Annotated in this window: 25 protein-coding genes; 13 read left to right on the top strand and 12 right to left on the bottom strand. The window is 66.0% G+C overall.

What is annotated here, in order from left to right:
- The first annotated feature begins 101 nt into the window (after positions 1-101).
- Complete coding sequence (locus tag LOY33_RS14180; RefSeq protein ID WP_043860537.1) at positions 102-548, top strand: MarR family winged helix-turn-helix transcriptional regulator; 447 nt, start codon at positions 102-104, stop codon at positions 546-548.
- Here LOY33_RS14180 and LOY33_RS14175 read toward each other — a convergent pair.
- Complete coding sequence (locus LOY33_RS14175) at positions 537-1,607, bottom strand: transketolase-like TK C-terminal-containing protein (protein ID WP_258658987.1); 1,071 nt, start codon at positions 1,605-1,607, stop codon at positions 537-539. The two genes, LOY33_RS14180 and LOY33_RS14175, sit on opposite strands and share 12 nt — an antisense overlap.
- A gap of 101 nt (positions 1,608-1,708) precedes the next feature.
- Complete coding sequence (gene mrdA / locus LOY33_RS14170) at positions 1,709-3,601, bottom strand: penicillin-binding protein 2 (protein WP_043860536.1); 1,893 nt, start codon at positions 3,599-3,601, stop codon at positions 1,709-1,711.
- 280 nt (positions 3,602-3,881) lie between these two features.
- Here mrdA and LOY33_RS14165 point away from each other — a divergent pair, with 280 nt between their 5' ends.
- From LOY33_RS14165 to LOY33_RS14150, 4 genes are all read left to right on the top strand, one after another.
- A complete protein-coding gene (locus tag LOY33_RS14165) occupies positions 3,882-5,102 on the top strand; it encodes a putative DNA modification/repair radical SAM protein (RefSeq protein WP_054915341.1) in 1,221 nt (406 codons plus the stop codon).
- A complete protein-coding gene (locus tag LOY33_RS14160; RefSeq protein WP_054915340.1) occupies positions 5,099-5,944 on the top strand; it encodes a TIGR03915 family putative DNA repair protein in 846 nt (281 codons plus the stop codon). The genes LOY33_RS14165 and LOY33_RS14160 overlap by 4 nt, the downstream gene beginning before the upstream one ends.
- 178 nt (positions 5,945-6,122) lie before the next feature.
- A complete protein-coding gene (locus LOY33_RS14155; protein WP_236177473.1) occupies positions 6,123-6,653 on the top strand; it encodes a glyoxalase superfamily protein in 531 nt (176 codons plus the stop codon).
- A gap of 98 nt (positions 6,654-6,751) precedes the next feature.
- A complete protein-coding gene (locus tag LOY33_RS14150; RefSeq protein WP_258658979.1) occupies positions 6,752-7,645 on the top strand; it encodes a sterol desaturase family protein in 894 nt (297 codons plus the stop codon).
- Here the strand turns inward: LOY33_RS14150 and LOY33_RS14145 are convergent.
- Positions 7,628-8,248: an AraC family transcriptional regulator gene (locus LOY33_RS14145; RefSeq protein WP_229589228.1), complete on the bottom strand. Its 621-nt coding sequence runs from the start codon at positions 8,246-8,248 to the stop codon at positions 7,628-7,630. The two genes, LOY33_RS14150 and LOY33_RS14145, sit on opposite strands and share 18 nt — an antisense overlap.
- Before the next feature lie 102 nt (positions 8,249-8,350).
- Positions 8,351-8,803, bottom strand: a complete 453-nt coding sequence (locus tag LOY33_RS14140; protein WP_043860530.1) for an Lrp/AsnC family transcriptional regulator — start codon at positions 8,801-8,803, stop codon at positions 8,351-8,353.
- A 148-nt stretch (positions 8,804-8,951) separates the two neighbouring features.
- Here LOY33_RS14140 and LOY33_RS14135 point away from each other — a divergent pair, with 148 nt between their 5' ends.
- Together LOY33_RS14135 and LOY33_RS14130 are read left to right on the top strand one after the other, a co-directional pair.
- The gene (locus tag LOY33_RS14135) at positions 8,952-9,569 is read left to right on the top strand and encodes a LysE family translocator (protein WP_258658975.1); all 618 of its coding nucleotides are present in this window, start codon (positions 8,952-8,954) and stop codon (positions 9,567-9,569) included.
- 36 nt (positions 9,570-9,605) lie between these two features.
- Positions 9,606-10,088: a MaoC family dehydratase gene (locus tag LOY33_RS14130; protein ID WP_043860529.1), complete on the top strand. Its 483-nt coding sequence runs from the start codon at positions 9,606-9,608 to the stop codon at positions 10,086-10,088.
- 21 nt (positions 10,089-10,109) lie between these two features.
- On the opposite strand, the gene LOY33_RS14125 is transcribed toward LOY33_RS14130, so the two are convergent.
- Positions 10,110-10,607: a hypothetical protein gene (locus LOY33_RS14125; RefSeq protein ID WP_043860528.1), complete on the bottom strand. Its 498-nt coding sequence runs from the start codon at positions 10,605-10,607 to the stop codon at positions 10,110-10,112.
- Positions 10,608-10,643: 36 nt separating this feature from the next.
- The gene (locus LOY33_RS14120; protein ID WP_054915334.1) at positions 10,644-11,207 is read right to left on the bottom strand and encodes a helix-turn-helix domain-containing protein; all 564 of its coding nucleotides are present in this window, start codon (positions 11,205-11,207) and stop codon (positions 10,644-10,646) included.
- 123 nt (positions 11,208-11,330) lie between these two features.
- Between LOY33_RS14120 and LOY33_RS14115 the strand changes: the two genes are divergently transcribed.
- Entirely contained in the window at positions 11,331-12,215 is an 885-nt protein-coding gene (locus LOY33_RS14115; RefSeq protein ID WP_088515349.1) for a DMT family transporter, read from the top strand.
- A 1-nt stretch (position 12,216) separates the two neighbouring features.
- On the opposite strand, the gene LOY33_RS14110 is transcribed toward LOY33_RS14115, so the two are convergent.
- On the bottom strand, positions 12,217-13,014 hold the full coding sequence (locus LOY33_RS14110) for a helix-turn-helix domain-containing protein (protein ID WP_043860525.1): 798 nt from the start codon (positions 13,012-13,014) through the stop codon (positions 12,217-12,219).
- 105 nt (positions 13,015-13,119) lie between these two features.
- Here LOY33_RS14110 and LOY33_RS14105 point away from each other — a divergent pair, with 105 nt between their 5' ends.
- A complete protein-coding gene (locus tag LOY33_RS14105) occupies positions 13,120-13,929 on the top strand; it encodes a sulfite exporter TauE/SafE family protein (RefSeq protein ID WP_058540707.1) in 810 nt (269 codons plus the stop codon).
- On the opposite strand, the gene LOY33_RS14100 is transcribed toward LOY33_RS14105, so the two are convergent.
- Entirely contained in the window at positions 13,930-15,390 is a 1,461-nt protein-coding gene (locus LOY33_RS14100; RefSeq protein WP_258658966.1) for an L-lactate permease, read from the bottom strand. It abuts the gene before it with no gap.
- 130 nt (positions 15,391-15,520) lie between these two features.
- Between LOY33_RS14100 and LOY33_RS14095 the strand changes: the two genes are divergently transcribed.
- From LOY33_RS14095 to LOY33_RS14085, 3 genes are all read left to right on the top strand, one after another.
- On the top strand, positions 15,521-16,003 hold the full coding sequence (locus tag LOY33_RS14095; protein ID WP_043860522.1) for an Lrp/AsnC family transcriptional regulator: 483 nt from the start codon (positions 15,521-15,523) through the stop codon (positions 16,001-16,003).
- A 138-nt stretch (positions 16,004-16,141) separates the two neighbouring features.
- Positions 16,142-16,873 carry a carbon-nitrogen hydrolase family protein gene (locus tag LOY33_RS14090; RefSeq protein ID WP_258658963.1) on the top strand — a complete coding sequence of 244 codons (732 nt, stop codon included), beginning with the start codon at positions 16,142-16,144 and terminating at the stop codon, positions 16,871-16,873.
- A gap of 42 nt (positions 16,874-16,915) precedes the next feature.
- Positions 16,916-17,566, top strand: coding sequence for a hypothetical protein (locus LOY33_RS14085; RefSeq protein WP_043860520.1), 651 nt, complete (start codon positions 16,916-16,918; stop codon positions 17,564-17,566).
- Between the two features lie 3 nt (positions 17,567-17,569).
- Here LOY33_RS14085 and LOY33_RS14080 read toward each other — a convergent pair whose 3' ends face one another.
- Both LOY33_RS14080 and LOY33_RS14075 read right to left on the bottom strand, forming a co-directional pair.
- Positions 17,570-18,616 carry an LLM class oxidoreductase gene (locus LOY33_RS14080; RefSeq protein WP_258658958.1) on the bottom strand — a complete coding sequence of 349 codons (1,047 nt, stop codon included), beginning with the start codon at positions 18,614-18,616 and terminating at the stop codon, positions 17,570-17,572.
- A 22-nt stretch (positions 18,617-18,638) separates the two neighbouring features.
- On the bottom strand, positions 18,639-19,274 hold the full coding sequence (locus LOY33_RS14075) for a glutathione S-transferase family protein (protein WP_235384162.1): 636 nt from the start codon (positions 19,272-19,274) through the stop codon (positions 18,639-18,641).
- A gap of 129 nt (positions 19,275-19,403) precedes the next feature.
- Between LOY33_RS14075 and gcvA the strand changes: the two genes are divergently transcribed.
- Positions 19,404-20,291, top strand: coding sequence for a transcriptional regulator GcvA (gene gcvA, locus LOY33_RS14070; RefSeq protein WP_258658945.1), 888 nt, complete (start codon positions 19,404-19,406; stop codon positions 20,289-20,291).
- 10 nt (positions 20,292-20,301) lie between these two features.
- Here gcvA and LOY33_RS14065 read toward each other — a convergent pair whose 3' ends face one another.
- Positions 20,302-20,463, bottom strand: a complete 162-nt coding sequence (locus LOY33_RS14065; protein WP_258658944.1) for a DUF2986 domain-containing protein — start codon at positions 20,461-20,463, stop codon at positions 20,302-20,304.
- 1,356 nt (positions 20,464-21,819) lie between these two features.
- Positions 21,820-24,285, bottom strand: coding sequence for a TonB-dependent siderophore receptor (locus tag LOY33_RS14060; protein ID WP_258658941.1), 2,466 nt, complete (start codon positions 24,283-24,285; stop codon positions 21,820-21,822).
- Positions 24,286-24,349: the final 64 nt, after the last annotated feature.

The following is a 24,349-nucleotide window of genomic DNA, read 5'->3' as shown; positions in this document are numbered from 1 at the left end:
AGTGCCGGCAGGCCTGCCGGGTAGTAGTTGCATTTGCAATTGATTCTAGGCATGCGCCCCGTATGATTGCAAATGCAATAACTTTGACCCGAGGAACCCTCATGGCTGCCCCCACCGCTGACCTCTGGTTCAGCTTCATTCGCGCCCACCGCAACCTGATTCGCGAAATCGAACGCCGCCTGGCCGACCAGGGCCTGCCCGTGTACGCCTGGTATGACGCGCTGTGGGGCATCGAGAGCGGCCCCGATGGCTGCCGGCGCATGCACGAGCTGGCCGATGTGATGGCCATCGAGCGTTACAACCTGACCCGCCTGGTCGACCGCCTGGAGGCCGAAGGGCATGTGTTGCGCAAGAAGGTCGCGGGCGACGGGCGCGGCGCCCTGGCGTGTATCACCGACAGCGGCAAGGCGCTGCGCAAGCGCATGTGGGCGGTGTACAAGCAGGCAGTGGACGAGCTGTTTCTGAGCCAGTTCACGCCCGAGCAACAGGCGCTGTTCGCCCAGGCGCTGGAACAGTCGAGCTTCAAGGCCCGGGCGTCATTCGCCTAGGCCCAGCCGGGCCTGTGCGGCGGGTAGCGCCTGGGTGTCGAACAGGCCCTGGCCGGCCAGTGCCTGCAACGCGCTGAAGGTTATCCAGCGCCGATCCAGGCAGTTGCCCGGCGCCAGGCTGTCGGCGCCCAGTGCGGTGAAGGGCGCCGTGACATGCGGGGCAAGCTGGTCGGCGATGTGCTGGGCATAGCCGGTCACGGCGATCACCGGCGTGCTGGCCGACATCAGGCAGTACTGCAGGTAGCTCTTGCGTGGCGCGGCCTCGGGGTGCAGGCGGTTCCAGCGTGCGGCATCGTCGCTGTCACGGGCCAGGCGCGTGTAGCTGGGGCAACTCCACAACTGGCTGGCGATGCCCCAGTGCGTGTCGAGCATCACCGCGGCGGCGCGCACTTCCCGGAGCATGGCGCCGGCGCCCAGCAGGCGTACCTGGGGACGGGCAGCGCTGGTGGGCTGCAACGGGTACATGCCCAGGAATGCATCGCTGCAATCGTCGTGTGCCGGTTCATCGGCTGCCGGCGGCTGGTCGTGCAGGGTCATGTAATAGAAGCCGTGGCGCCCCTGTACGTACAGCTCGTCCAGCGCCGCCAGCAGGATGGCCTGGGCCTCGGCAGCGCTGGCGGGGTCGTACGGGCGGCACTGAGCGTTGGCCGACAGCCACAACGGCAGCCACGGGTGCGCGCCCTTGGGCCAGCGCGAGGCGGCCGATTCCAGGTCGTTGAACACGATGCCGCGGTGGCCGATCTGCTCGGCCAGCATCGACACGCGGGCCGAGCTCGGCGACTGGGTGAGGTAGATCAGCGGGCGTTCGCGGCTGGGCGCCTGCTGGCGAAACCAGATGCCCCAGGGGCTGACCACCTCGCTCGCGCTGTCGGCGCGATCATTGATCACCCACAGGTTGCCCGCCACGGCCGGGTCGTGCTCGATGCGGTGCACGGTCTGCAAAATCTGCAACAGCGGCGAGTGCGACGCTGCGCCGGTCGACGGCAGGCCGGCCTCGATGCTGCGAATGCAGGCGTGGGCGGCCAGTCGGGCAGGGGGGATGGCAGGCAGTGAATCCACGGGGCAGCTCCATGATCGGTCCTTGGCAGAAGCGCAAGGGATACTGCAATCTGATTGCAAATGCAATCAGATGCTGTCGGCACGATCAGGGTGCTGCGCTTTCAGGTATGGGGCACCGCGGCGGGTGCTGCGTTGCCGGCGTACTGGGGCTTGAGGTGGCCTTGTTCGTCCAGCAGGTAGGCGTCCATGATTTCCCGGACCACCGGCCCGGCCACGCGCCCACCGGCCTCGCCGTTCTCGATCATCACCGCGATGGCGATGCTCGGGTGGTCGGCGGGGGCAAAGCCCACGAACAACGCGTTGTCGCGGTGGCGCTCCAGGGTCTTGTCGCGGTTGTAGCGTTCCCCCTGCTTGATCGCCACCACCTGCGCGGTGCCGCTCTTGCCGGCGATGCGGTACTGCGCCCCGGCAGCGGCGGCGCGGGCGATGCCGCGCGGGGCGTGCATGACCATCTGCATGCCCTGGTTGACCTGGTCCCAGGCGTGGCGGTCATGCAGCACGATGTCGGGCATGGGGTTGGGGTCTACCGGCGGCTCGTCGCCGATGCTCATGGCCAGGTGCGGGCGGTGCCACACGCCCTTGCTGGCCAGCAGGCTGGTAGCCTGCGCCAGTTGCAGCGGGGTGACCTGCATGTAGCCCTGGCCGATGCCCAGGATCAGGGTTTCGCCGGGGTACCAGGCCTGGCGCCGGTTGGCGCGCTTCCAGGCGGGTGAGGGCATCAGGCCGGGTGACTCTTCGAACATGTCCAGCGAGACCTTCTGGCCCAGGCCGAATTCGCTCATGTAGTCGTGCAGGCGCTCGACCCCCAGCTTGTGCGCCAGGTCGTAGAAGTAGGTGTCGTTGGAGCGCATGATGGCGCTGTACATGTCCACCCAGCCGTCGCCGCTGCGGTTCCAGTTGCGGTACTTGTGGTCGTAGTTGGGCAGCTCGTAGTAGCCGGGGTCGAACACCCGGCTGGCCGGGGTGATCACGCCGCTGTCGAGGCCGGCGATGGCCACCTCGGGCTTGATCGTCGAGCCCGGGGCGTACAGGCCGCGCAGCACGCGGTTGAACAGCGGCCGGTCGATGGAATCGCGCAGCTCGGCGTACTGCCTGAAGCTGATGCCCTTGACGAACAGGTTGGGGTCGAAGCTGGGGTTGCTGACCATCGCCAGCACCTCGCCGGTGGCCGGGTCCAGCGCCACCACCGAACCACGGCGATCGCCCAGGGCCTTTTCGGCGGCCAGCTGCAGGTGCGCGTCCAGGCTCAGGGTGATGTTCTTGCCGGGCACCGGGTCGTGGTGGCGCAGCACGCGCATGATGCGGCCCTGGGCGTTGGTCTCGACCTCTTCGTAGCCCACCTGGCCGTGCAGCTGGGCCTCGTAGAAGTGCTCGATGCCGGTCTTGCCGATGGACTGGGTGCCACGGTATTCGGTGGCATCGAGGGTCTTGGCTTCTTTCTCGTTGATGCGCCCCACGTAGCCCACCGAGTGGGCAAAGTGCGCGCCCATGGGGTATTCACGAATGAACTGCGGCTCCACGTCCAGCCCCGGCAGACGGAACTGGTTGACCGCGATCAGGGCGATCTGCTCTTCGCTCAGGCCGAACATCAGCGTCACCGGCTCGAACGGCTTGCGGCCACGGCGCAGGTCTTTCTCGAAGCCCTGGCGGTCCTCCTCGCCCAGGCCCAGGATCTGCACCAGGCTGTCGAGCACCCTGGGCGTGTCGCCAGCACGCTCGCGGGTCATGGTGAGGTTGAAGCTGGGCTTGTTGTCGGCCAGCACCTCGCCGTTGCGGTCGTAGATCAGCCCGCGCTCGGGGGCGATGGGCAGCACGTGCACGCGGTTGTTCTGCGACACGGCGGCATGGTAGTCGTGCTGCACCACCTGCAGCACGTACAGCCGCCCCACCAGCACCGCCACCAGCACCAGTACCAGCAGCGCACACGCGATCAGCCTGCGGTTGACCAGGTGCGTTTCTTTCTCGTGGTCCTTGAGGGGGATAGGCTGGGGCATGTGCAGGCTCTTGCGGAAAACGGATACACCACCGGCCTGGGAGCAGGCAGTGAACGGGCGCGATGGCGTGAATGAACGGCGATCCTACGCAAGCTGCTGCGGTGCCTCAAGGCCGGTTGTCCGCAGGCGGGCGAGGGTGCGCCGAGGTTCCCCGGTTAGCGGGGCGCAGCGTTCATGAAGATTTTTTCATGAAGGCCGCAGCGGCCCGGTCGACAGGCTGCGCTTGCATGCGTGGCGAACTGCGAATACTGTATGGATAATCAGTATCGAGGTGGACCCCATGCAGCTCATCGCCAAGCTCGGCATCCTGGCCGATGCCGCCAAGTACGACGCCTCGTGCGCCAGCAGCGGCGCCCCCAAGCGCAGCTCGCGCGGTCGCGACGGCCTGGGCGCCACCGATGGCATGGGCATCTGCCACAGCTACACCCCCGACGGGCGCTGCGTGTCGCTGCTCAAGGTGCTGCTGACCAACTTCTGCCTGTACGACTGCCAGTACTGCGTCAACCGCCGCTCCAGCAACGTGCCGCGGGCACGCTTCACGCCTGAGGAGGTGGTGCGCCTGACCCTGGATTTCTACCGGCGCAACTGCATCAGCGGGCTGTTCCTCAGCTCGGGCATCATCCGCTCCGCCGACTACACCATGGAACAGTTGATTCGCGTGGCGCAGCTGCTGCGCGAAGAGCACAACTTTCGCGGCTACATCCACCTCAAGACCATCCCCGACGCCGACCCGCTGCTGATCGAGCAGGCCGGGCGGCTGGCCGACCGCCTCAGCGTGAACATCGAGCTGCCCACCGAAGCCAGCCTGCAGCGCCTGGCGCCGGAGAAGCAGGTGCGTACCATTCGCCAGGCCATGGGCACCATCCACCACGGCCAGCAGGCGGTGGCCGGTGAAGTCAACGCACCGCGCTTCACCCCTGCCGGGCAGAGTACCCAGATGATCGTGGGCGCCGATGCCACCGACGACCACACCATCCTGGGCAATGCCGAATCGCTGTACCAGGGCTATGGCCTGCGGCGTGTGTACTACTCGGCGTTCAGCCCGATCCCCGACAGCCCCACCAGCGTACCCCTGGCCGCGCCGCCGCTGCTGCGCGAGCACCGCCTGTACCAGGCGGACTTTCTCATGCGCGGCTATGGCTACAAGGCCGGCGAACTGCTGGGCGGCGCGGGCAACCTGGCGCTGGACATCGACCCCAAGCTGGCCTGGGCCCTGGCCAACCGCGAGGTGTTTCCGCTGGATGTGAACCGCGCCGAGCCGGCGCTGCTGGCGCGCATTCCCGGCATCGGGCTGCGCAGCGTGCAACGCCTGGTGGCGCTGCGCCGTGAACGGCGCATTCGCTATGACGACCTGATCCAGCTGCGCTGCGTGCTGGACAAGGCGCGCCCGTTCATCGTCACCAGCGACTATCGCCCGCCCCAGTCGGAAACCCGCAGCGGCCTGCTGCGCGAACGCCTGCGCGAGCCGCAGGCACCGGTGCAGATGGGGTTGTGGGGATGATCGCGCTGGACTGCGACGAGCACTTCGACACCTGGCGCGACCAGGCCCGCGTGCTGCTGGGCCACGGCATCGACCCCACCGAGGTGGTGTGGGCCCACGGCCCGGTGCACGATCTGCTGGCGGTGCCGGCGGTATTGCCGCAGGGCCCCGGGCCGTTTCGCACACGGGTGCCGGCCGCCTTGCTGGATCAACTTGAGCAGGCCGCCCGCTACCGTGGCGAGCAGCGCTGGAACCTGCTGTATGAAGTGCTGTGGCGCGTGGCCCATGGCGACCGCACCGCCATGCTGGCGGGCGACCGGCTGGGCAGCGAGCTGCAGCGGCGCATCAAGCAGGTCAGCCGCGAGGCCCATCACCTGCATGCCTTCGTGCGCTTCGTGCCATTGCCGGCGGCACTGGCCGAGCAACTGCAACTGGACCTGGTGGCCTTCCATGAACCGGCCCACGACATTCTGCAAAGCGCCAGCGGCCACTTTGCCGACCGGCTGGGCCGCCAGCGCTGGCTGATCGCCACGCCACGCGATGGCATCCGTTTCGATGGCAGCACCCTGGACTACCGACGGCACTGCCCCGAGCAATGGCGCCAGTGGGCCTGCCACGCCGACGACCCTGGCGCCGAGCTGTGGCGCACCTATTACCGGCACACCTTCAACCCTGCACGGGTCAACCCCGACGCCATGCGCCAGCACATGCCGGGGCGCTTCTGGCGTCATCTGCCCGAAGGCCCGCTGATCGCGCGGCTGGTGGGCCAGGCGCGCCAGGGCAAGCAGCGCGACGGCCAGGCGCAGGAGGTGGGGCAGCAGGGCGGCAAGCGCATCGGGCGCGGGGATTCGCCAACGCGCTGAGGGCCGCCTTTCCATAGGCCACCCTGGCTGTGTATGATCGGCGCGGGCCGATGCTGCCCGCCGCTCGCTCCCGTTGGGAAAGGTGAAAGCATTGCAGTTACCCCTGACGCGATCATTCTCTTGAACGTCGAGGCCTGGCAACGCGAGCCCCACACTGCCTCGGCACCAGGAGCACATGATGATCTCGATCGAACAGGCCAAACAGATGGCCAAGCGTCTGCGTACCGCCCTGCAGGCGCAGAGCCCGCCGCTGACCCACTCCGGTGCGCTGGAGCTGGTGGCGCAGCAGTTGGGCTACAAGGACTGGAACACCGCCTCGGCCCTGCTTGCCCCCGCCATCCCTGCAAGCGAAGTGAGCTTCGACAAGCCTATCCCCATCCTGCGCATGTTCGACGAAGCCAAGGCGCGCGAGTTCTACCTCGACTTCCTGGGCTTCAGCGTGGAGTTCGAGCACCGCTTCGAAGCCGATCTGCCGTTGTACCTGGGCATCGTGCGCAATGGGCTGCAACTGCACCTGTCCGAGCACCACGGCGACGCAAGCCCTGGCTCGACGGTGTTCATCCCCATGCACAACATCGAGCAATTGCGCGACGAGCTGCTTGCCAAGCGCTACGGCTATGGCCGCCCGGACATCGTCGAGCAGGGCTGGGGCAAGGTGCTTGAGGTGTACGACCCGTTCGGCAATCGCATTCGCTTCTGCCAGGGCTGACCGGCCTTTCCCCCCAGGCTGAAGATGCGTCGTTTGTTCAAGCGGCGCAGGCTGGGGCTGCACGAAACTCCAGGCTCTGACCTGCCTGGAGTTTCACGATGCGAACCCTGTACGCCCCTGTATTTTTCCTTGGATTCATCGGCTCGGCCGCGTGGCTGCTGGACGAGGGCGCAAGCCTTGGCTGGTTGCCGGTTCTGCTGTTGCTGGCGATTGGCGTGTCGATGCTGTGCGAGCGGCTGTGGCCCTATCGCGAGCGTTGGAATGTAAGCCAGGGCGATGGCCCCCGGGACGTGATTCACGCGGGGGTGAACGAGGCGCTCAACGTGGCCGGCATTGCCGCCATCCCCCTGATTGCCCTGGTGCTGCCCGATACCGGCCTGTGGCCGAGTGACTGGCCGCTGGCGCTGCAACTGTTGCTGGCGTTGCCGGTGGCAGACCTGGGCATCACCCTGGTGCATTACGCCAGCCACCGCCTGCCGTTGCTGTGGCGCCTGCACGCCGTGCATCACAGCGTGACCCGAATGTACGGCTTCAACGGGCTGATGAAGCACCCGCTGCACCAGATGCTCGAAGCGCTGGGCGGCACCTTGCCCTTGCTGCTGTGCGGGTTGCCGCTGGATGTGGCGGCCTTGCTGGCGTTCAGCATATCCATCCAGCTGCTGTTGCAGCACAGCAACGTCGACATGCGCATCGGCTGGCTGCGCCATGTGTTTGCCTGGGCGCCGGTGCACCGGCTGCATCACCTCAAGTACGGCACCACGGGGGATGTGAACTTCGCGCTGTTCTTCAGCGTTTGGGACCGCCTGCTGGGTACCGCCTTGCACCTGCCGCACTATCACCTGGCGGACGACGACCTGGGTATCGGCGACTTTCCGGACTACCCGGTGGGCTACGGCGCGCAGTTGCGCCAACCCTTTCGCCGCGACCAGCCCGAGCATCCACCTGCCGTACTGCCCGATGCCCTGAGCCGTGCGCTAGTCCAGCAGCCTTAGGCGCAGGTGGCGCAGGGTACGGTCGGCACGGATGCCGAACTGCTGGCGCACGCTGCGTGACAGGTGGGCCGAGTCGGCAAAGCCTGCGCAGGTGGCTGCCTCGGTCAGGCTGCTACCGCCCAGTGCCAGCTGCAAGGCCACGCGCAGGCGTTGCCACAACACCAGGCGGCGCACCGACAGCCCCAGTTGACCGCTGAACAGGCGCTCCAGCTGGCTGAGCGACAGCGCCGCCTCACTGGCCAGCTGCGCGGCGGGCAGGGTGTTTTCATCCAGTGCACGCACCCGTTGCAAGGCGGTGGCCAGGCGCGGATGCAAAGGGCGCCGGGGCAGGGCGCGCAAGCGTTGGTTCAGGCCCTCCAGGTCTGCGCCGGCGTCTTCGCAGAGCTGGCGCAGCACCGGCAGTTCGAAAGCCAATGGCTCGGCAAACAGCGTGATCGCCGGTTGCTCGCTGAGAATCGCATGCGGCTGGCCGGAGGCAATGAGCAGCAGCGGCCCGCACTCGACCTGGCCCTGGATCGACGCCTGCACCGGGGCAGCGCAGGCGATCAGCACCTGGTGGGCATAGTGGGCGTGGGCCTGGGTTTGCCCGACCTGCCCGGCCACCAGGCAGTAGTCGGTGGCCAGCCACAGGTCGCCTTGCCAGGGTTCGTTGGGTGCGCGGTGGATAGTGGTGCTCCTGGGTGAGGGTGAAGGCGTGCGGCGAGGTTACAACGGCAAGGGCCGGTCCTGCACCACGCGCTTCATCACCAGGGTGGAGGTGAGCCGCTGCACGTTGGGCAGCGACGACAGGCTTTCATCATAGAGCCGCTGGAAGGCCGGCAGGTCCTGGGTGATCACATGCAGCAGGTAGTCCGGCTCGCCGAACAGGCGCTGTGCATCCACCACCTGGGGCAACGCCACCAGCGCGTTCTCGAACGCCTCGACCGCCGTGCGATCGCCCTCGCGAAGGGTGACGAAGACCATGGCGGAAAAGGTCAGGCCCAGGGCAATGGGGTCCAGTTTCGCCCGATAGCCCAGCAACACCCCCGATTCTTCCAGGGCACGCACCCGCCGGTGGCAGGGGGAGAGGCTCAACCCCACCCGCTCGGCCAGTTCGGTGATCGAAAGGCGCCCGTCTTTTTGCAGTTCGGCAAGAATGTTCCGGTCGATGCGGTCCATCTGGAAGGATTTTCCCCTATTGGCCTATGTCGCGATTATCTTCGAAAGAAAATTCTAGCAAGATTTCATTATTGTTCCCTGCATCAATTTGCTTGTGGAGCAGGACGATGCAGCCAACCGTGGATCAACCCCTGGCGTGGGTAGCGCCATGACCCTGAATGTTTTCGTGGCGTTCTGGGCGGTGTCGATGTTGTTCATCATCACGCCGGGTGCGGACTGGGCCTATGCGATATCGGCCGGGCTGAAGGGGCGGGTGGTATTGCCCGCCGTGGCCGGGCTGTTGTCGGGGCATCTGATCGCGACACTGATCGTCGCCGCCGGGGTGGGCACGCTGGTGGCGGGGCATCCGTTTGCGCTGTCGGTGCTGACGGTGGCCGGGGCCGGGTACCTGCTATGGTTGGGCATCGGCATGCTGCGGCACCCGACTGTGCCCCAGGCGGACCAGGTGCAGGTAGCCGGTGCGTGGCAGCGCTGGGCGGTGAAGGGCCTGTGTGTGAGCGGCCTGAACCCCAAGGTGTTCCTGCTGTTTCTGGCATTGCTGCCACAGTTCACCGACGCCACGGCGCCGTGGCCGGTACCGCTGCAGATCGTGGCGCTGGGGCTGGTGCATGCGCTCAGCTGCGGGGTGATCTACCTGCTGGTGGGCTTTGGTTCGCAGGCCGTGCTGGGCGCGCGGCCTGCGGCGGCGCTGTGGGTCAGCCGGGTGTCGGGGGCGGCGATGGTCATCATCGCGCTGGTGCTGCTGGGCGGGCAGCTACCCAGGTAGGCAGAATGTACGCGGCAATCGAACAGGGGGAGTGCCATGAAGAGCTTGAGAGCACGGGCCGTACAGGGCCTGGAGGTGGGGGCGCAACTGAGCGTGAGCCGGTGCTTCACCGATGAGGACATCCGCTGCTTTGCGCAGCTTTCGCGGGACTACAACCCCGTGCACTACGATGCCGCCTCGGCCGAACTGCGCAGGTTCAGGTCGATCATTTCCCATGGCCTGCTGACGGCCAGCCTGGTGACCGAGATCGGCGGGCAGATCGGCTGGCTGGCGACCAGCATGAGCTTCGAGTTCAAGCGGCCGGTGTATGCCGGCGATGCAATCACCTGCCACTGGCTGATCGTGGACAAGGACGAGCGCGGGCATGCGCGGGCGCAGTTGAGCATCGTCAACGCGCAGGGCGAAACCGTGCTGGAAGGCATGACCACCGGGGTGTTGCCGAACGCAGCGGCGCGTGAACGCATGGCGCAGCTGTTGGCCGAGGGCGACCCCGGCAACCTGGCTGCGGCAGGTGCCTAAGGCGCCGGCACGCGGCAGGGTTCAATTGCGAAAGTACAGCTCGTCCAGCTGGCGCCGACGGATCGCCACGTACTGCTCCCACACCTTGGGGAACTCCGCTTCGCGGATGAACGGGAAGGTGAGGTACACGAATCGCCCCTTCACCTGAATGTACTGGCGTGCACGCTGGAAGGCCGGCTGCTCGGTCAATGCGATGCTCTCGTCGTAGCCGTCGTGGTAGTGACGAATATCCACCCGGTGCGGGGCAAGCATGCCGCGGGCAAAGTCGATCACCCAGCCGGTGCCCACCGAGGTGCTCAGGTAACCGTAGACGCCGTCCTCCGACAGCTGCAGGCACGCCTTGGCCTGCGTGCCGTCGTCATCGTTCACCAGCACGATCTGGTCGTTGAAGTACTGGATGGATTGCCCCTGCGGCCCGTGCAGCACCAGGTTCCAGCCTTCGGCATCCATGCGGAACTCGCCCTGGTTGGCAAACTCGGCGATCCATCCGTTTGACAGCTCGATTCTGTGGTTGGTCATGGGGGTGGGTCCTGAGGGATAGGGCAGGCAGTTGCTTCAGCTGTGCTCGATCAGCATGACAGCAACGGTATCGGGCTCCAAGGCTTCGAACACATGGGGCTGGTTGGCCGGGTAGCGCAGGTAGTCGCCGGCATGCAACAGCACCGGTGCACTGGCCGGGCCTGCGCTGGCGGCCCCCTGGCACACGAATACATGCTCGAAAGTGCCCGCCGGGTGCGCCTGGGAATGGTGCGGCTGCCCGGGCTGGGCATGCACGCGGTACAGGTCCCGGCGTATGCCGGGCGGGCAGTCGGCGAGCAGGGTCGCCGCGTAGTCGGCGTCGTCGGCCTTGAGCGCCGCACCTTCGCCTGCGCGAATCACCGTGACCGTCTGCGCCGGCTGCTCGAAGAACCGCGTGACCTGAATGCCCAGTGCCGTGGCCAGCGCCCACAGGGTCTCGATGCTGGGGTTGCCAAGGCCGGACTCCAGCTGCGACAGCGTGGATTTGGCCACGCCGGCGCGGCGCGCCAGATCGCTGACGGACATCCCCGACTGCAAGCGCTCGCGCCTGATGGCCTGGGCCAGGATCATGATCGGCGCATCGTTCGATATAATGGTCATTTGTTCGTTATAAGTTGACTGGGAGAGAGGGCGGCGGACATTATGGCACCCACTTGTTCGTTTTGATGGATTTTGTTCGATGGCACAGCCTTCTGTTTTTACCTCGACGGGACACCGCGCGCCATGAATGCACGTTCACGCGGCACCCTCGAAATGGTCACCGCCATGTGCATTTCTGGCACTGTCGGCTGGTTCGTGGTGCAGTCGGGCCAGTCGCCTTCGTCGATGGTGTTCTGGCGCTGCCTGTTCGGCGCCGCCGTGATGGCCCTGGCGTGCTGGGCGCTGGGGGTGTTTGGCACGCTGCGCCCGACCCGCGCGCAGTGGGGGTGGATGCTGCTGGGTGGCGTTGCGCTGGCCTGCAACTGGCTGCTGCTGTTCAGCGCCTACAGCCAGGCCTCCATCGCGGTGGCCACGGTGGTCTACCACACGCAACCCTTCATGCTGGTGGGGCTGGGCGTGCTGCTGTTCGGCGAGCGGATTTCGGCCAGTGGTGCTGGCTGGTTGGGCCTGGCGTTTGTCGGCATGCTGCTGATTGTGACGGCCAAGACGGGGGCGGCCGGGGAAAACTACCTGATGGGTGTGATGCTCGCGCTGGCGTCGGCCTTGCTGTACGCGATTGCGGCGATCATCGCCAAGCGCCTGCAGGGCGTGCCGCCGCACCTGATCGTGCTGGTGCAGCTGCTGGTGGGCGCGGCCATGCTCTGGCCCTGGGCGCAGGTGCCGGACATGACCGCGCAGCCCCAGGCCTGGGCCTACCTGCTGACCATTGGCGCGGTGCATACCGGGCTGATGTCGACCCTGCTGTACGGCGCCATCCAGAAACTGCCCACGGCGCTGATCGGCGCCCTGTCGTTTCTGTACCCGGCGGTGGCCATCCTGGTCGACTGGCTGGCCTTCGATCACCCCCTCAGCGCGCTGCAGGCAGCCGGGGCGCTGGCCATATTGCTGGCGGCGGCCGGCATGAACCTGGGCTGGCGCCTGGGCTCAAAGCCGGCCCTGAATACCTGAGTTAGACCACCGCGTGCCCTGGGCCGCACTGGTCGAGCGTGGCCAGGTAAACACTGGGCGGGGCGCCCAATTGACGGTGGAACATGCTGGAAAAGGCGCTGGGGCTGTCGTAGCCCAGCTCCAGCGCGACCCGTGTGACCGAGGCGCCGGCCGCCAGGCGGGTGACGGCAGCCATCAGGCAGGCCTGCTGGCGCCAGGTGCCGAATGAAAGCCCGGTTTGCTGGCGGAACAGGCGGCTGAAGGTTCTTGCACTGCAATGCAGGGCACTTGCCCAGGACTCGGCGCTGGTGTCAATGCGGGGTTGGCGCAGGAAGTTGCGACATAGTTCGGCCAGCCGCGGGTCGTTTGGCAAGGGTGCGAACAGCGCCAGGCTCGGCGCGCTGCGCAGCTCGTGCAGTACCAACTGAATCAGATGCCCGTCGCGACCGTGTGTTTCATACAGTGCGGGTACGTGCGCCGTGGCCAGCAACAGGTGGTGGAGCAGGGGCGAGACCACCAGGGCCTGGCACTGCGAGGTATCACGCACCGGCTGCGCCGGCTCTATGTACAGGCTGCGGGTGCTCACCCCGCGCATCAGCACTTGGTGCGGCTTGCCGGCGGGTATCCACACCCCGCTACCGGGCGGAATCACCCAGCTGCCGTCCTGGGTTTGAACCTCCATCAGGCCACTCATGCCATACAGAAACTGTGCGCGCCGATGCACATGGGTGGGCAGCAGTGTGTCGGGCGGGTAGTCGGTACCGATGGCGAGCACCGGGCGGGCGACGGCGTCGACGCTGGCGAGCGGAATATTGAGCATGTGAAGCACCTTGGCCGGAACGCGAGGATTATTGGCCAATTCGCGAGGGCTGGCCACATGTCTGGGCGTTAACGTGTGGCTTCCCCCTTGTGTTGGAAGCGATGCATGTTCTGGTTTCTGCTGTGTGCGTTCGGTGTGGTAGCTGGTGTGACGACTGTGCTGTTCGGCTTTGGTGGCGGCTTTGTGGCGGTGCCGCTGCTGTTCACCCTTATCAGTGTGAGCCATGCGCCGGGGTCGGCCATCGGCGAGGCCGCGATGCATATCGCCGTGGCCACCTCCACGGCGGCGATGATCTTCGGCGCAGGCCTTTCGACCTTGCGCCATGCCCGTGCGCGCACCTTGCAGTGGCCTGTGGTGCGGCCGTTGCTGGGTTACGTTGCGCTGGGTGCAGTGCTGGGCGCATGGGCCGCCACGCAGGTGCAAGGGGCGTGGATACGCTGGCTGTTCATCGGCTACCTTGGCCTGACCATTCTTGATGCCGTGTTGCGCCCGGGGTTTACCGTGAGCACAAGCGATGGCATGCGCCCGCTGGGCCGTCGAGCCAGCGCCGTGATCGGTGTCGGCATGGGCGCCGTGGCCGCATTCCTGGGTGTAGGCGGCAGCGTGATGAGCGTGCCGCTGATGCGCAGGCGTGGGGCGAGCATGGCCGTGGCGACGGCGTCGGCCAACCCGCTGTCGCTGCCGATGGCGATTGCCGGTACTGCCGCCTACGCCGTGCTTGCGTGGCGCACCGAAGTGCTGGGGCCCTGGTTTGCCGGCTATATCGACGTGCGTGCCCTGGCCGTGCTGGTGCTTGGCTCGTGGTGCGGCATTCGCCTGGCCGCGCCGTGGATCGGGCGCATGCCCGACGCGCTGCATGTGAAGTGCTACCTGGCCCTGCTGGGGGTGGTGCTGGTGGTGATGGTGGTTGCCTGACTAGCCCAGCCAGACGCTCAGCAACACCGCAGCCAGCGCGACCAGTGCCGTGTTGAGGCACACCAGCGCAAAGCCGAAACGCACCAGTTCGCCTTCTTCACTGGTGCTGGTTCTGGCCAGGCCCAGGATCAGCATCACGATCGACAGCGAGCCCAGCGCCGCATGCCCCGCCGCGCTGTTCTGCACCGCCGCGAGCAACAGGCGGCCGTGTTCGGGCAGCATGGCGATGGCGGGCATGAAGATCGCATTGCCGCCCACGTTCGAGCCGGTCATGTAGCCGGACAACCCGCCCAGCAGGGCGACCAGCAACGACGCGGCGGCCGGTGCCAGGCCGGTCAGCAGCTGCATCAGGCCCGCCAGAAAGCCGGCCTTGACCATCAACTGCGACATGGCGAGAAAAAAGAAGATCGTCAGCAGGGGCCGCTTCGCCCGGGTCAGCAGTGCGGTGCCGATGCGGGTGCCCGGCACCGGCAGGGACGGTGCGCTTCGCGCGTGAAACCCCAGGCCCACCAGCACCAGGATCAGTGCCACGCCCGGCGAGGCAAGCGGCTTCCAGGTGACCTGGGCGCCCTGGACGACCCACAGGTTCTGCCAGCCGGTGATGGCCCACAGCGCCTTGAGTGCGACGATGCTGGTGATCAGCACCAGGTAAGGCCACGCCTGGCGCGGCCATTGTCGCGCCCCGCGTGTGCCGCCGTGGTTGCGCAGGCGCCGCAGCCCGTTGGCTAGTACGGCGGCTGCGCTCACCAGGCCCGCCGCCACGCCGGCTACCTCCGGCCCCAACCCGCGGCTGCTGCTGTAGAGCACCCCCACGAATACCAGCCAGCCAGCGCCCAGCACCGTCCATTCGCGCAAGGTGCGAACCTCGGCCAGGTACAGCGCCATCGCCCCGAGCGCGAGAAACACCGGTGCGCTGGTCAGTGCCGAGGTGGCTGCCAGCGCCGCAGCGTCCAGATGGGCCAGGGAAGCGCCGATCACCGATGCCAGGCCCAGCGTGCCCCACGGCATGATCGCCATGCCGGCCAACGCGATACGCAGCGCCACCCGGCGGTCGAACAGGCTGAGCAGCAGCGGCACGGTGGCGATCAACGACACGCCAAAGCCGGTCATGGCTTCGAGCAATGGGGCCAGCCCGAGCACGATGAACACCACCTGGTCGCCGCGCCCGAGCCCGAGCGAGCGTACCCACTGGCTGAATGCCAGGTTCACGCCCAGGCGCTCGATGAAGATTACGAAGGCCAGCCCCGGTACGATCACGAACGCGGTGCTGGCAAACAGCACGGCAGTGTCCTGGGCGGCCGCCACCAGGCTGCCCAGGCGCCACGTATCGGCAGCACCGACCAGCCACAGCACCATTACCAGCAGCGTACCGGCGATGGCGGCATGCACGGGTGGGCGGCGCAGCACCACCAGCATGGCCGTGACCAGCAGCACGGGCGACAGATGAAACAGTGCGAGCATGCGAGCAATATCCTGTGTGAGTCCCGACCAGGGCTGCGGCTGCAGGCTGGGGCTCGATAATATTTCTCGCTGTCAGGTAAAGGGGCGCGGATTTCTGGTAGTTTTCGAGAAAATTTCTCGCAGGGTTTCCATGGCCATTCACGATGTAGCGGCTGAGCCGCTGGACAAGTTCGACCGCGCCATTCTTGACCTGGTGCAGCGCGACAACACCGTGCCGCTGCGGTTGGTGGCCGAGCAGGTCAACCTGTCCACCGCGGCGGTGCAGCGGCGCATCAAGCGCATGGAGGAGCGGGGCGTCATCACCGCCAATGTCGCCGTCGTCGACCCTACTGCGGTGGGTCGGCCGATCACCATCATCGTGGAGGTGATGGCCGAGCGCACCAGCCTCGATGCGCTGGAGGCCATGAAGGCGCACTTTGCGGTGCCTGAAGTGCAGCAGTGCTACTACGTCACTGGCGAGGTGGATTTCGTGCTGGTGCTGACCGTGGCCAGCATGCAGGAGTACCAGGCGTTGGCGCGGCGGTTGTTTGCCGAGAACGCCAATGTCACCTGGTTCAAGACCATTGTGGCGCTGGACCGGGTGAAGGTCGGGTTGCAGGTGCCCAGCCTGTAGGAGCGGGCCTTGCCCCGCGATCTGGCGCGCAGCGCCAGCAGAACCTGCGACGCGATCAGCCTGATACACCGCACACTTTCCAAGGTAACGATGTTGGTGCAGCATAGGCCCGCGTCGACCAAGGGACATGAGACTCGAATGAAGCTGATCGCTGCGCAAATCTCGGCCACCCCGGGGGATGTCGAAAAGAACCTCGCCCAACACATCGACGCTATCCACGCCGCCGCAAGCCAGGGAGCCGATGCGGTGGTCTTCCCCGAACTTTCGCTGACCGGCTACGAACCCGAACTGGCCGGTGGCTTGGCGATGGCGCCCACCGACAGCCGCCTCGATGCGTTCCAGGCCTTGAGCGATCGCTACACCCTGCTCATCGCCGTGGGTGCGCCAACCCAGGGGAGGGAGGGCACCCAGATCAGCATGATCGCGTTCCAGCCAGGGCTGCCACGTGCGGTGTATTCCAAGCAGCTTCTGCACGCCGACGAACTGCCATTCTTCACGCCTGGTACCCAGCAGCAGGTGTTCCGCCAGGGCGGGCATGTTCTGGTGCCCGCGATCTGCTATGAATCCTTGCAACCCGCCCATGCAGACCAGGCCGCCGCGGCAGGTGCCCAGGTGTACCTGGCCAGCGTGGCCAAGTCGCAGAAGGGCGTGGACCTGGCCTGCAACCATTACCCGGCAATGGCCCGCAAGCATGGCATGACCGTGATCATGGCCAACTGCATAGGCCCCGCCGACAACTTCATCGGTGCAGGCCAGTCCGCGGTCTGGAACCCGAATGGCGAGCGCGTTTGCACTGCCGACGCCACCCGGCAAGCCCTGGTCGCATATGACACACGCACGGGAGAAGCGAGCACTGTCAGCCTGGCTTGAATCACCATCGCCACCCCAATTCGTCGACCTTCGGAAGCACTCATGCCCGCCTTGATTCCCCTTGACCCCGCAACACTCCCGGACATCGCCACGCTGCGCCAGCGCGCCAAGGCCCTGGCCATGCTCGATGCCATCGTCTCCCCCGAATGGGAGTACCGCTATTTCAGCTACAACGCGAGCTGGTTCGACGGTGAGGAAATGGCGTCGATGCGCAATGGCTCGGGCGATGAATGGTTTGTGCACTTCGGGCCGTTCGGCGCGGCCATCAAGGGGATTGCGCATGAATCCCCGTTAGCCGGCGACAGCCGTCTCGTCGAGGCCGTACAGCAACAAGTGCCGCCGGCCTTTGCCGCCTTTCTCAACGAAGCGGCCTTCAGCATGGACTGGCTGAGCTACTGCTACTGGAGAAGCCCTGACGACGCGGCCTGGCAGAAGGTGGCAGCGCCGAACGTCACAACGGACCACCTCGACGATGGCTCGGTGGAGTTTCTGGCGCTGCTGATCGAACCGGCCAGTGGCTACGTGGAGTTTGCCCAGTGGTACTACGAGCAGGCCGTGCCATTGGCGGCGGTGCAGCAACTCTACGACCACACCCCGTTGACCGCCGACCTGGTGGCCGCGCTCAACCCGGACCTGGACTTTGCCGAGGCGGTGGCCTCGGCTGTCGAAACGGGCTACCCCTGCGCCGGATAAGTGCTACCACCCCTGGGCCAGCGGCGCTGGCCCTTGCAAGGTGGGGAACAGCGGCAACACTTCTTCGGCCAATTCCTGAATGACCTCGTCAACCGGCCGCCGGGCCATCTGAATGCCCAGCGCCGCATGATTGACGCCCGCTGCCTTCCATTCGCCAAGCAACGCGATCAGCCCGTTGCGCCCGGTCTTGAGCACATACCCACCTTGCAACGGCGTGCGCGGGAAGTCGGGGTCTTCGTCCAGGTCGATCCACTCGTTGGTCATGTGCGGGCGAAACCCGCCGTTGGGGATCTGCGAGCGCCACGCCCGAACCTTTTCTGCCAGGCGAAGCGGGCCCTGCGCCGTGTGGGTGGCGTCCGGGTAGGTCAGCCAGCCATCGGCCTGCTCACCCAGCCACTGCAGGGATTGACGCGACGACCCCGTCACGATCAGCGGAATGCGCCCGGTGACCGGTTGTGGCAGCAACTGCGTGCCGCTCATCTGGCCCAGCGGCGAGCGGAGGGTCGCAGGGCCCTGCGCCAGCAATTGCCGGAAGTAGTCCACGCTGTGGGCAAAGCGCTCACCGCGCTGGTCATGGGCCAGGCCGTAGGCGGGGAACTCCACGGCCCTGTCCCCCGACGCGATGCCCATCACCAACCGGCCGCCCGACAGGCGATCGAGGCTGGCGGCAGACTTGGCCAGGTCGATGGGGTGGCGCAAGGTGAAGATGGCGCTGCCGGTGACCAGCGCGATGTGCCGGGTATGGGCGGCCAGGTAGCCCAGGTACACGAAGGGGTCGAACACCTGGCCGGCATCGCCGAAGGCCGGGTCGAACAAGGGCACGTCGCGCACCCATACGGCAGCAAAGCCCAGGCGCTCGATCTCGCTCACATGCTGCGCCTGGGCGTGAAGCACCGCCATGTCGCCCTGGTAGAAGCGCAGTGGCAGAAAGATGCCCAGTGTCAGGTGATCGGCGGCGAACATGCGCCGGTAGCCGGGGTGGTGGGCGAAGGCTTCGGCGTTCGCGCCGCAGGTGACGGCGGGTGCAGTGGGGTGGGTCATGGTGTTCATGCCTGTTCCTTGGTGTCGGGGTTCATGGGCCGGTGGCAGGGGCGGGCAGGCGAATGCCGCGTTGTACCGCAGGGCGCTGCTCTACCTGCGCGTACCATTGGCTCAACCAGGGCTGCTGGCTGAAGTCGAAGCCCACCAGCTGCGCGATATGCAGCCAGGCGAAGGTGGCTATGTCTGCAATCGAATAGGTGGCGCCACCCAGCCACGGCTGGTTTGCCAGATGCTGATCGAGGGTGACGAAGGTGGCTTCGGTGAGGGTCCTGTAACGCTGGATGGCGGCAGGGTTGGGCACGCTGTCGAAGCATTCGAAGTGCACGCGCTGGCCCAGCAACGGCCCCATGCTGGCGCTGTGAAACATCAGCCAGGTGATGCATGCCCAGCGCTCGGGAGCGTCGTGGCCAAGCAACTGGCCGCTCTTGTCCGCCAGGTACAGCAGGATGGCGGCGGACTCGAACAGGGTGATGCCCGTGGCGCGGTCGATCAGCACCGGAATGCGACCGTGCGGGTTGAGCGCAAGAAACTCGGGCCGCTGGTGCTCGCCCTCATCGATGCGCACATGGCGCAGGCTGTAGGGCAGGCCCATTTCTTCCAGGGCGATGGTGATCTTGAAGCCGTTTGGCGAACTGTCGGTGTAGAGAATCAGGTCAGGATCGGACACAGGGCACATACCTCAGGCAGACTAATGCTTGTTGCGTGGTGTGGGTGCCATGCTAGTGAGTGATTGCCTGAGACAAAAACGATTAGTCCTGCGCTTTGACGTTAGATTTTCTAAACCAAGGAATACGCCATGGGCGCCGTTCTACCCTTGCTGGCGCTGCGCGCCTTTACCGAAGCTGCACGGCTGGGCAGCCTCAAGGCGGCGGCCGAGCACATGGGCGTCACCCCCGGCGCCATCAGCCAGCAGATCCGCCAGCTGGAAGACCGTCTGGGCGTCACGCTGCTGCTACGGGGGCGGCATGGGGTGCAGCTCAGCGATGCCGGCGCACGTCTTTTCCCCGGGTTGTCGCGGGGCTTTGGGCAGATCGAGAACGCGCTGCTCGAACTTGAGTCGTTCACCCACGAGCAAACGCTTACCATCAGCACCGTGCCGTCGTTCGCGTCCACCTGGCTGGTGCCGCGCCTGGGTGACTTCAGTGCCCGGCATCCTGACATCGAAGTGCGGGTGGAGGCGTCGGCAAGGCTGGTGGATTTCCAGCGCGAGCGCATCGACATTGCGCTGCGCCATGGCCTGGGCCAGTACCCGGGGCTGGAGTCGATCCCACTGATGGCGCCGGTGCTGCTAGCGGTGGCCAGCCCCCGGCTGCTGGCCGAGGGGCCGCCGATCAACAGCCCGCAGGATTGCCTGAACTACCCGCTGCTGCACGACACCGAGCGAGCGGATTGGCCGCTGTGGCTGCAAGCGCATGGCGTGGAGGCTGACAGTCGTAGCCAGCGTGGTGCCAGTTACGATGAAGACCTGTTGCTGCTGCGCGCGGCGGCGAGCGGGCAGGGCATTGCCTTGGTGCAGGACAACCATGCCCAGGAAGATCTGCACAACGGCAGGCTGGTGGTGGCGCTGGACAGGCCGTGGCCGTCGCGATTTGCGTACTACCTGGTAACGCGCAAAGAGGCCTTGAAGCGGGCGCAGGTGCAGGCGTTCATCGAGTGGATAACGCAGCAGGCGGGCGCTGCGTGACAGGTGTGGCTCAGCCTTCGGCGGCGGGGGTCGGGGTTTCGGCGGCTTCTGTAGCCAGCTTCAGTCGGTCGGCCTTGCAGATGTATTTGGGTTTGCTTTTGGGGGCCAGCTTGGCGCTGGCCTTCTTGGCGTTGGCCTTGAGTATCTGCTTGATCTTCTTTTGGCGGTTCATGGTTCTGCTGGGCCTGTAGATGCTTGAAAGCGGTGCGATGGCGGGGAGGTTGCAGGTGTTCTGCAGAGCCTTGCCGGTACTGCCGGTTGGGGCGAGTTTACTAAAGGTTGCGCTGCAAGCGTGAGCGTTGTGCGTGGGGAGGCTTTGAGGGCGCGTTCGCAGGTTTTGCTGGCGCTGCGCGGCAGATCGCGGGTCAAGGCCCGCTCCTACGGCCTGGCGGCCAGAGGCGGAGTCTGCCCGAGGCCTACATGCACGGTGTATCACGCGAACTGCATGTGCAGGTTTTGCTGGCGCTGCGTGCCAGATCGCGGGTCAAGCCCGCTCCCACGGCCTGGCGGCCAGAAGCGGAGTCTGCCCGCAGGCCGTAGGAGCCGGCGTTGCCGGCGAACGAGCGCAAAGCGGTCGCAACGCCTGAGGGCGCGGTGTATCAGGCAGACCGCATGTGCAGGTTTTGCTGGCGCTGCGCGCCAGATCGCGGGTCAAGCCCGCTCCCACGGCCTGGCGGCCAGAGGGGGAGTCTGCGCAGGGTGTAGGAGCCGGCGTTGCCGGCGAACGAGCGCGAAGCGGTCGCAAGGCCTGAGTACGCGGTGTATCAGGCAAACTGCATGTGCAGGTTTTGCTGGCACTGCGCGCCAGATCGCGGGTCAAGTCTGCTCCTACGGCCTGGCGGCCAGAGGCAGAATCTGCCTGAAGGGCGTAGGAGCCGGCGTTGCCGGCGAACGAGCGCGAAGCGGTCGCAACGCCTGAGTGCGCGGTGTATCAGGCAGACCGCATGTGCAGGTTTTACTGGCGCTGCGCACCAGATCGCGGGGCAAGGCCCGCTCCTACGGCCTGGCGGCCAGAGGCAGCATCTGCCCGCAGGCGTAGGAGCCGGCGTTGCCGGCGAACTAGCGCGAAGCGGTCGCAAGGCCTGAGTGCGCGGTGTGTCAGGCGAACCGCATGTGCAGGTTTTACTGGCGCTGCGCACCAGATCGCGGGGCAAGGCCCGCTCCCACGGCCTGGCGGCCCGAAACAGATCATCAAGCCATGCATAATCCGCTTCTGCCCGCAGGGCGTGGGAGCGGGCTTGACCCGCGAATCGAGCGCAAAGCGGTCGCAAGGCCTGAGTACGCGGTGTGTCAGGCAAACCGCATGTGCAGGTTTTACTGGCGCTGCGCACCAGATCGCGGGTCAAGCCCGCTCCCACGGCCTGGCGGCCCGAAACAGATCATCGAGCCATGCATAATCCGCTTCTGCCCGCAGGGCGTGGGAGCGGGTTTGACCCGCGAATCGAGCGCGAAGCGGTCGCAGCGGCTGAATGCACGGTGCATCAGTCAATCTGCATATGCCGGCAATCACGCTGACCCCGGCGCATCATCAGAAGCTGTACTTCGCCGTAACCATCAAGTTGCGCGGGTCGCCAAACACGTCATATGGGCTCCACGTGGAGTTGCTGGCGATGCCCTGGTAGTACTTCTTGTCGAACACGTTGTTGATGTTCAACTGCGTGTCCAGATGCTTGTTGACCTGGTAACCCGCCATCAACCCGACCAGCGCATACGCCTCCTGCTCGACATGGTAGTTGCCGAACACATTGCTGCCCTTGTTGAAGGTCGCGCTCTGGCTATAGAGGTTGGCCCCCACACGCCACTGCTTCAGATCACCCTGCAACTGGTACGTGGTACTGGCCTTGAACATATGACGCGGCAGGTCGGTGTCGAACAGCCGGCCTTCCTTGGCCTTGTCGGCATCCTTCTCGTACTTGGCCTGGGCGAACGTATAGCCGGCGCCCACTTGCCAGTTGGGCGTCAGCGCACCATTGATCTCGAACTCGATGCCCTGGCTGCGCACCTTGCCGGCCGCTTCATAGCACCCGTAGCTACCCACCGGGATGACCTTGCACAGGCTTGCATCCGCCACCTCGGCCGCGCGGTTGAGCTGGTCGATCTGGAACAGCGAAGCACTGGCATTCAGCGCGCCGCCAAAATACTCACCCTTGATACCCACTTCGTAGTTTTCGCCGGTAATAGGCTCGATGCCTTTGCCTTGGCCGTCCTTCTCGGTCTGCGGCTGAAAGATATCGGTGTAGCTGGCATACACCGAATGGTTGTCGTCCAGGTCGTAGATAACCCCGGCATAACGGGTGACGTTGCGCACCACCTTGGTCTTGCCCGAGGTGTAGTACTGGTCGTTGATCTGGTCATAGATGGCCGTGGCGTCGTACCAGTCCAGGCGTGCACCGAGTATCACCTTCAGCGGGTCGGCCAGGTTCCAGCGCGAGGTGAGGTAGAGGCCTTCCTGATCGACCTTGTCGTCGATGGAGTAGATGTCCGGCACGTTCGGTCTGGCCAGCCCGCCCGGGTTGAAGCGGTTGATGTCCGGCACATCGACGAACACCGTGCCGCCGGTGGCTTCGGTCTTGAGCTGGCGCTTGCTGGCGCCGACCACCAGTTCATGCTCACGCCCCAGCAGTGTGAACGGGCCTGTGGCGTAGACATCGTAGGTGGACTGATCGAAGTCGCGGTTCTGGTTGAAGATGCGCTGGCGGTAGGTGGCGTCGTTGTTGCGCTCCAGCACGCCGCCCATCATCTTGAATTCGGACCAGTTTTTCGACGCGCCCAGGTGAAGGCGCCAGTCGTTGTCGAAGCGCTGGTCGAGCTCGACGAACACGGTCTTGTTCTCGACGTCCTGGTGCGACCAGCTGTAGCCGAAGGTCTTGGAGCGAGAAAAGCCCATGTGGCTGCCATCGGGGTTCACCGGCAGGCCGCCCCAGTTGATGTTGTTATTGTCGTTCTGGTCGGACGCGCCCACGGTCAGGGTGGTGCTGTCGGTGAGGTCGAACTCGCTGATGCCGTAGAACACCCCGCGCTCGCGCCCGGCGTAATCCTGATAGCTGCCCTTGTCGTTGTATGCGCCGACGATGCGGCCACGCACGCTGGCGCTGTCGTTCAGCGGGCCGGACACATCCAGCTCGCTGCGGTAGTTGTCCCAGCTGCCGGCGCTGCCGGTCACGCTGGCCTGGAACGCCTGGGTAGGGCGCTTGCGCACCATGTTGATGGCGGCCGACGGGTTGCCGGCCCCTTGCATCATGCCGGTGGCGCCGCGCACCACTTCGACGCGGTCATAGGGGGCCAGGTCGGCGGTGGCCACCCAGTCGGCGTTGTAGGTGGTGGGCAGGCCGTCGAACATCAGGTTGGTGATCGGGAAGCCGCGGGCGAAGAACTCGCTGTTGGCCGGGCGCGCGGCCGACAGGCGCAGCCCGGGCGTGGCCTGCACCACGTCGTCGAGGCTGCGCATGCCCTGGTCGTCCATGCGCTGGCGGGTAATCACTGTGACCGACTGCGGTGTTTCGCGCAGCGACAGCGGCAGCTTGGTGGCGGTCTGCATGGCGCCGGTGGTGTACGAACCGCTGTGCTCGGTGGTCGAGCCCAGGCCCAGGCCGCTGATGGTGGTGGCGCCCAGTTCCAGGGCATCTGCGCTTTGGCTACGGGCAATCAGCAGGTAATTGCCGTTGGCGGTGCGGGTAACCGTGAGGCCGCTGCCGGCCAGCAGGCGTTCGAGGCCATCCTGCACGGCATAGTCCCCACGCAGTGCCGGGGCGCGCTTGCCCTGCACCAGCGCCGGGTCGAACGGCAGGCTGATGCCGGCCACCTGGGCAAAGCTGTTGAGCGACTCTTCCAGCGGGCCTGCCGCCAGCTCGTAGTGGCGGCTGCTTGCCTCGGCGGCCTGCGCGGCCGCACTGGCCAGCGACACGCTGGTGGCACCGGCCAGCAACATACTGCGCAGGGTCAGTGCCAGCACGCTGCGCTGCAAAGGCCGGGTGGGGATAAAAGCAGAAGACATGGACGGCGTGCTCCTTTCGAATGACGAGGTGTATTGCCTGTCTGTCGAAGAGGGCGGCAAAACC

The organism is Pseudomonas sp. B21-036 (assembly GCF_024748925.1).
In the GTDB taxonomy this organism is placed as follows: domain Bacteria; phylum Pseudomonadota; class Gammaproteobacteria; order Pseudomonadales; family Pseudomonadaceae; genus Aquipseudomonas; species Aquipseudomonas palmensis.
Note: the sequence above shows the minus strand (reverse complement) of the source record. Positions and strands in the feature narration are given on the sequence as shown.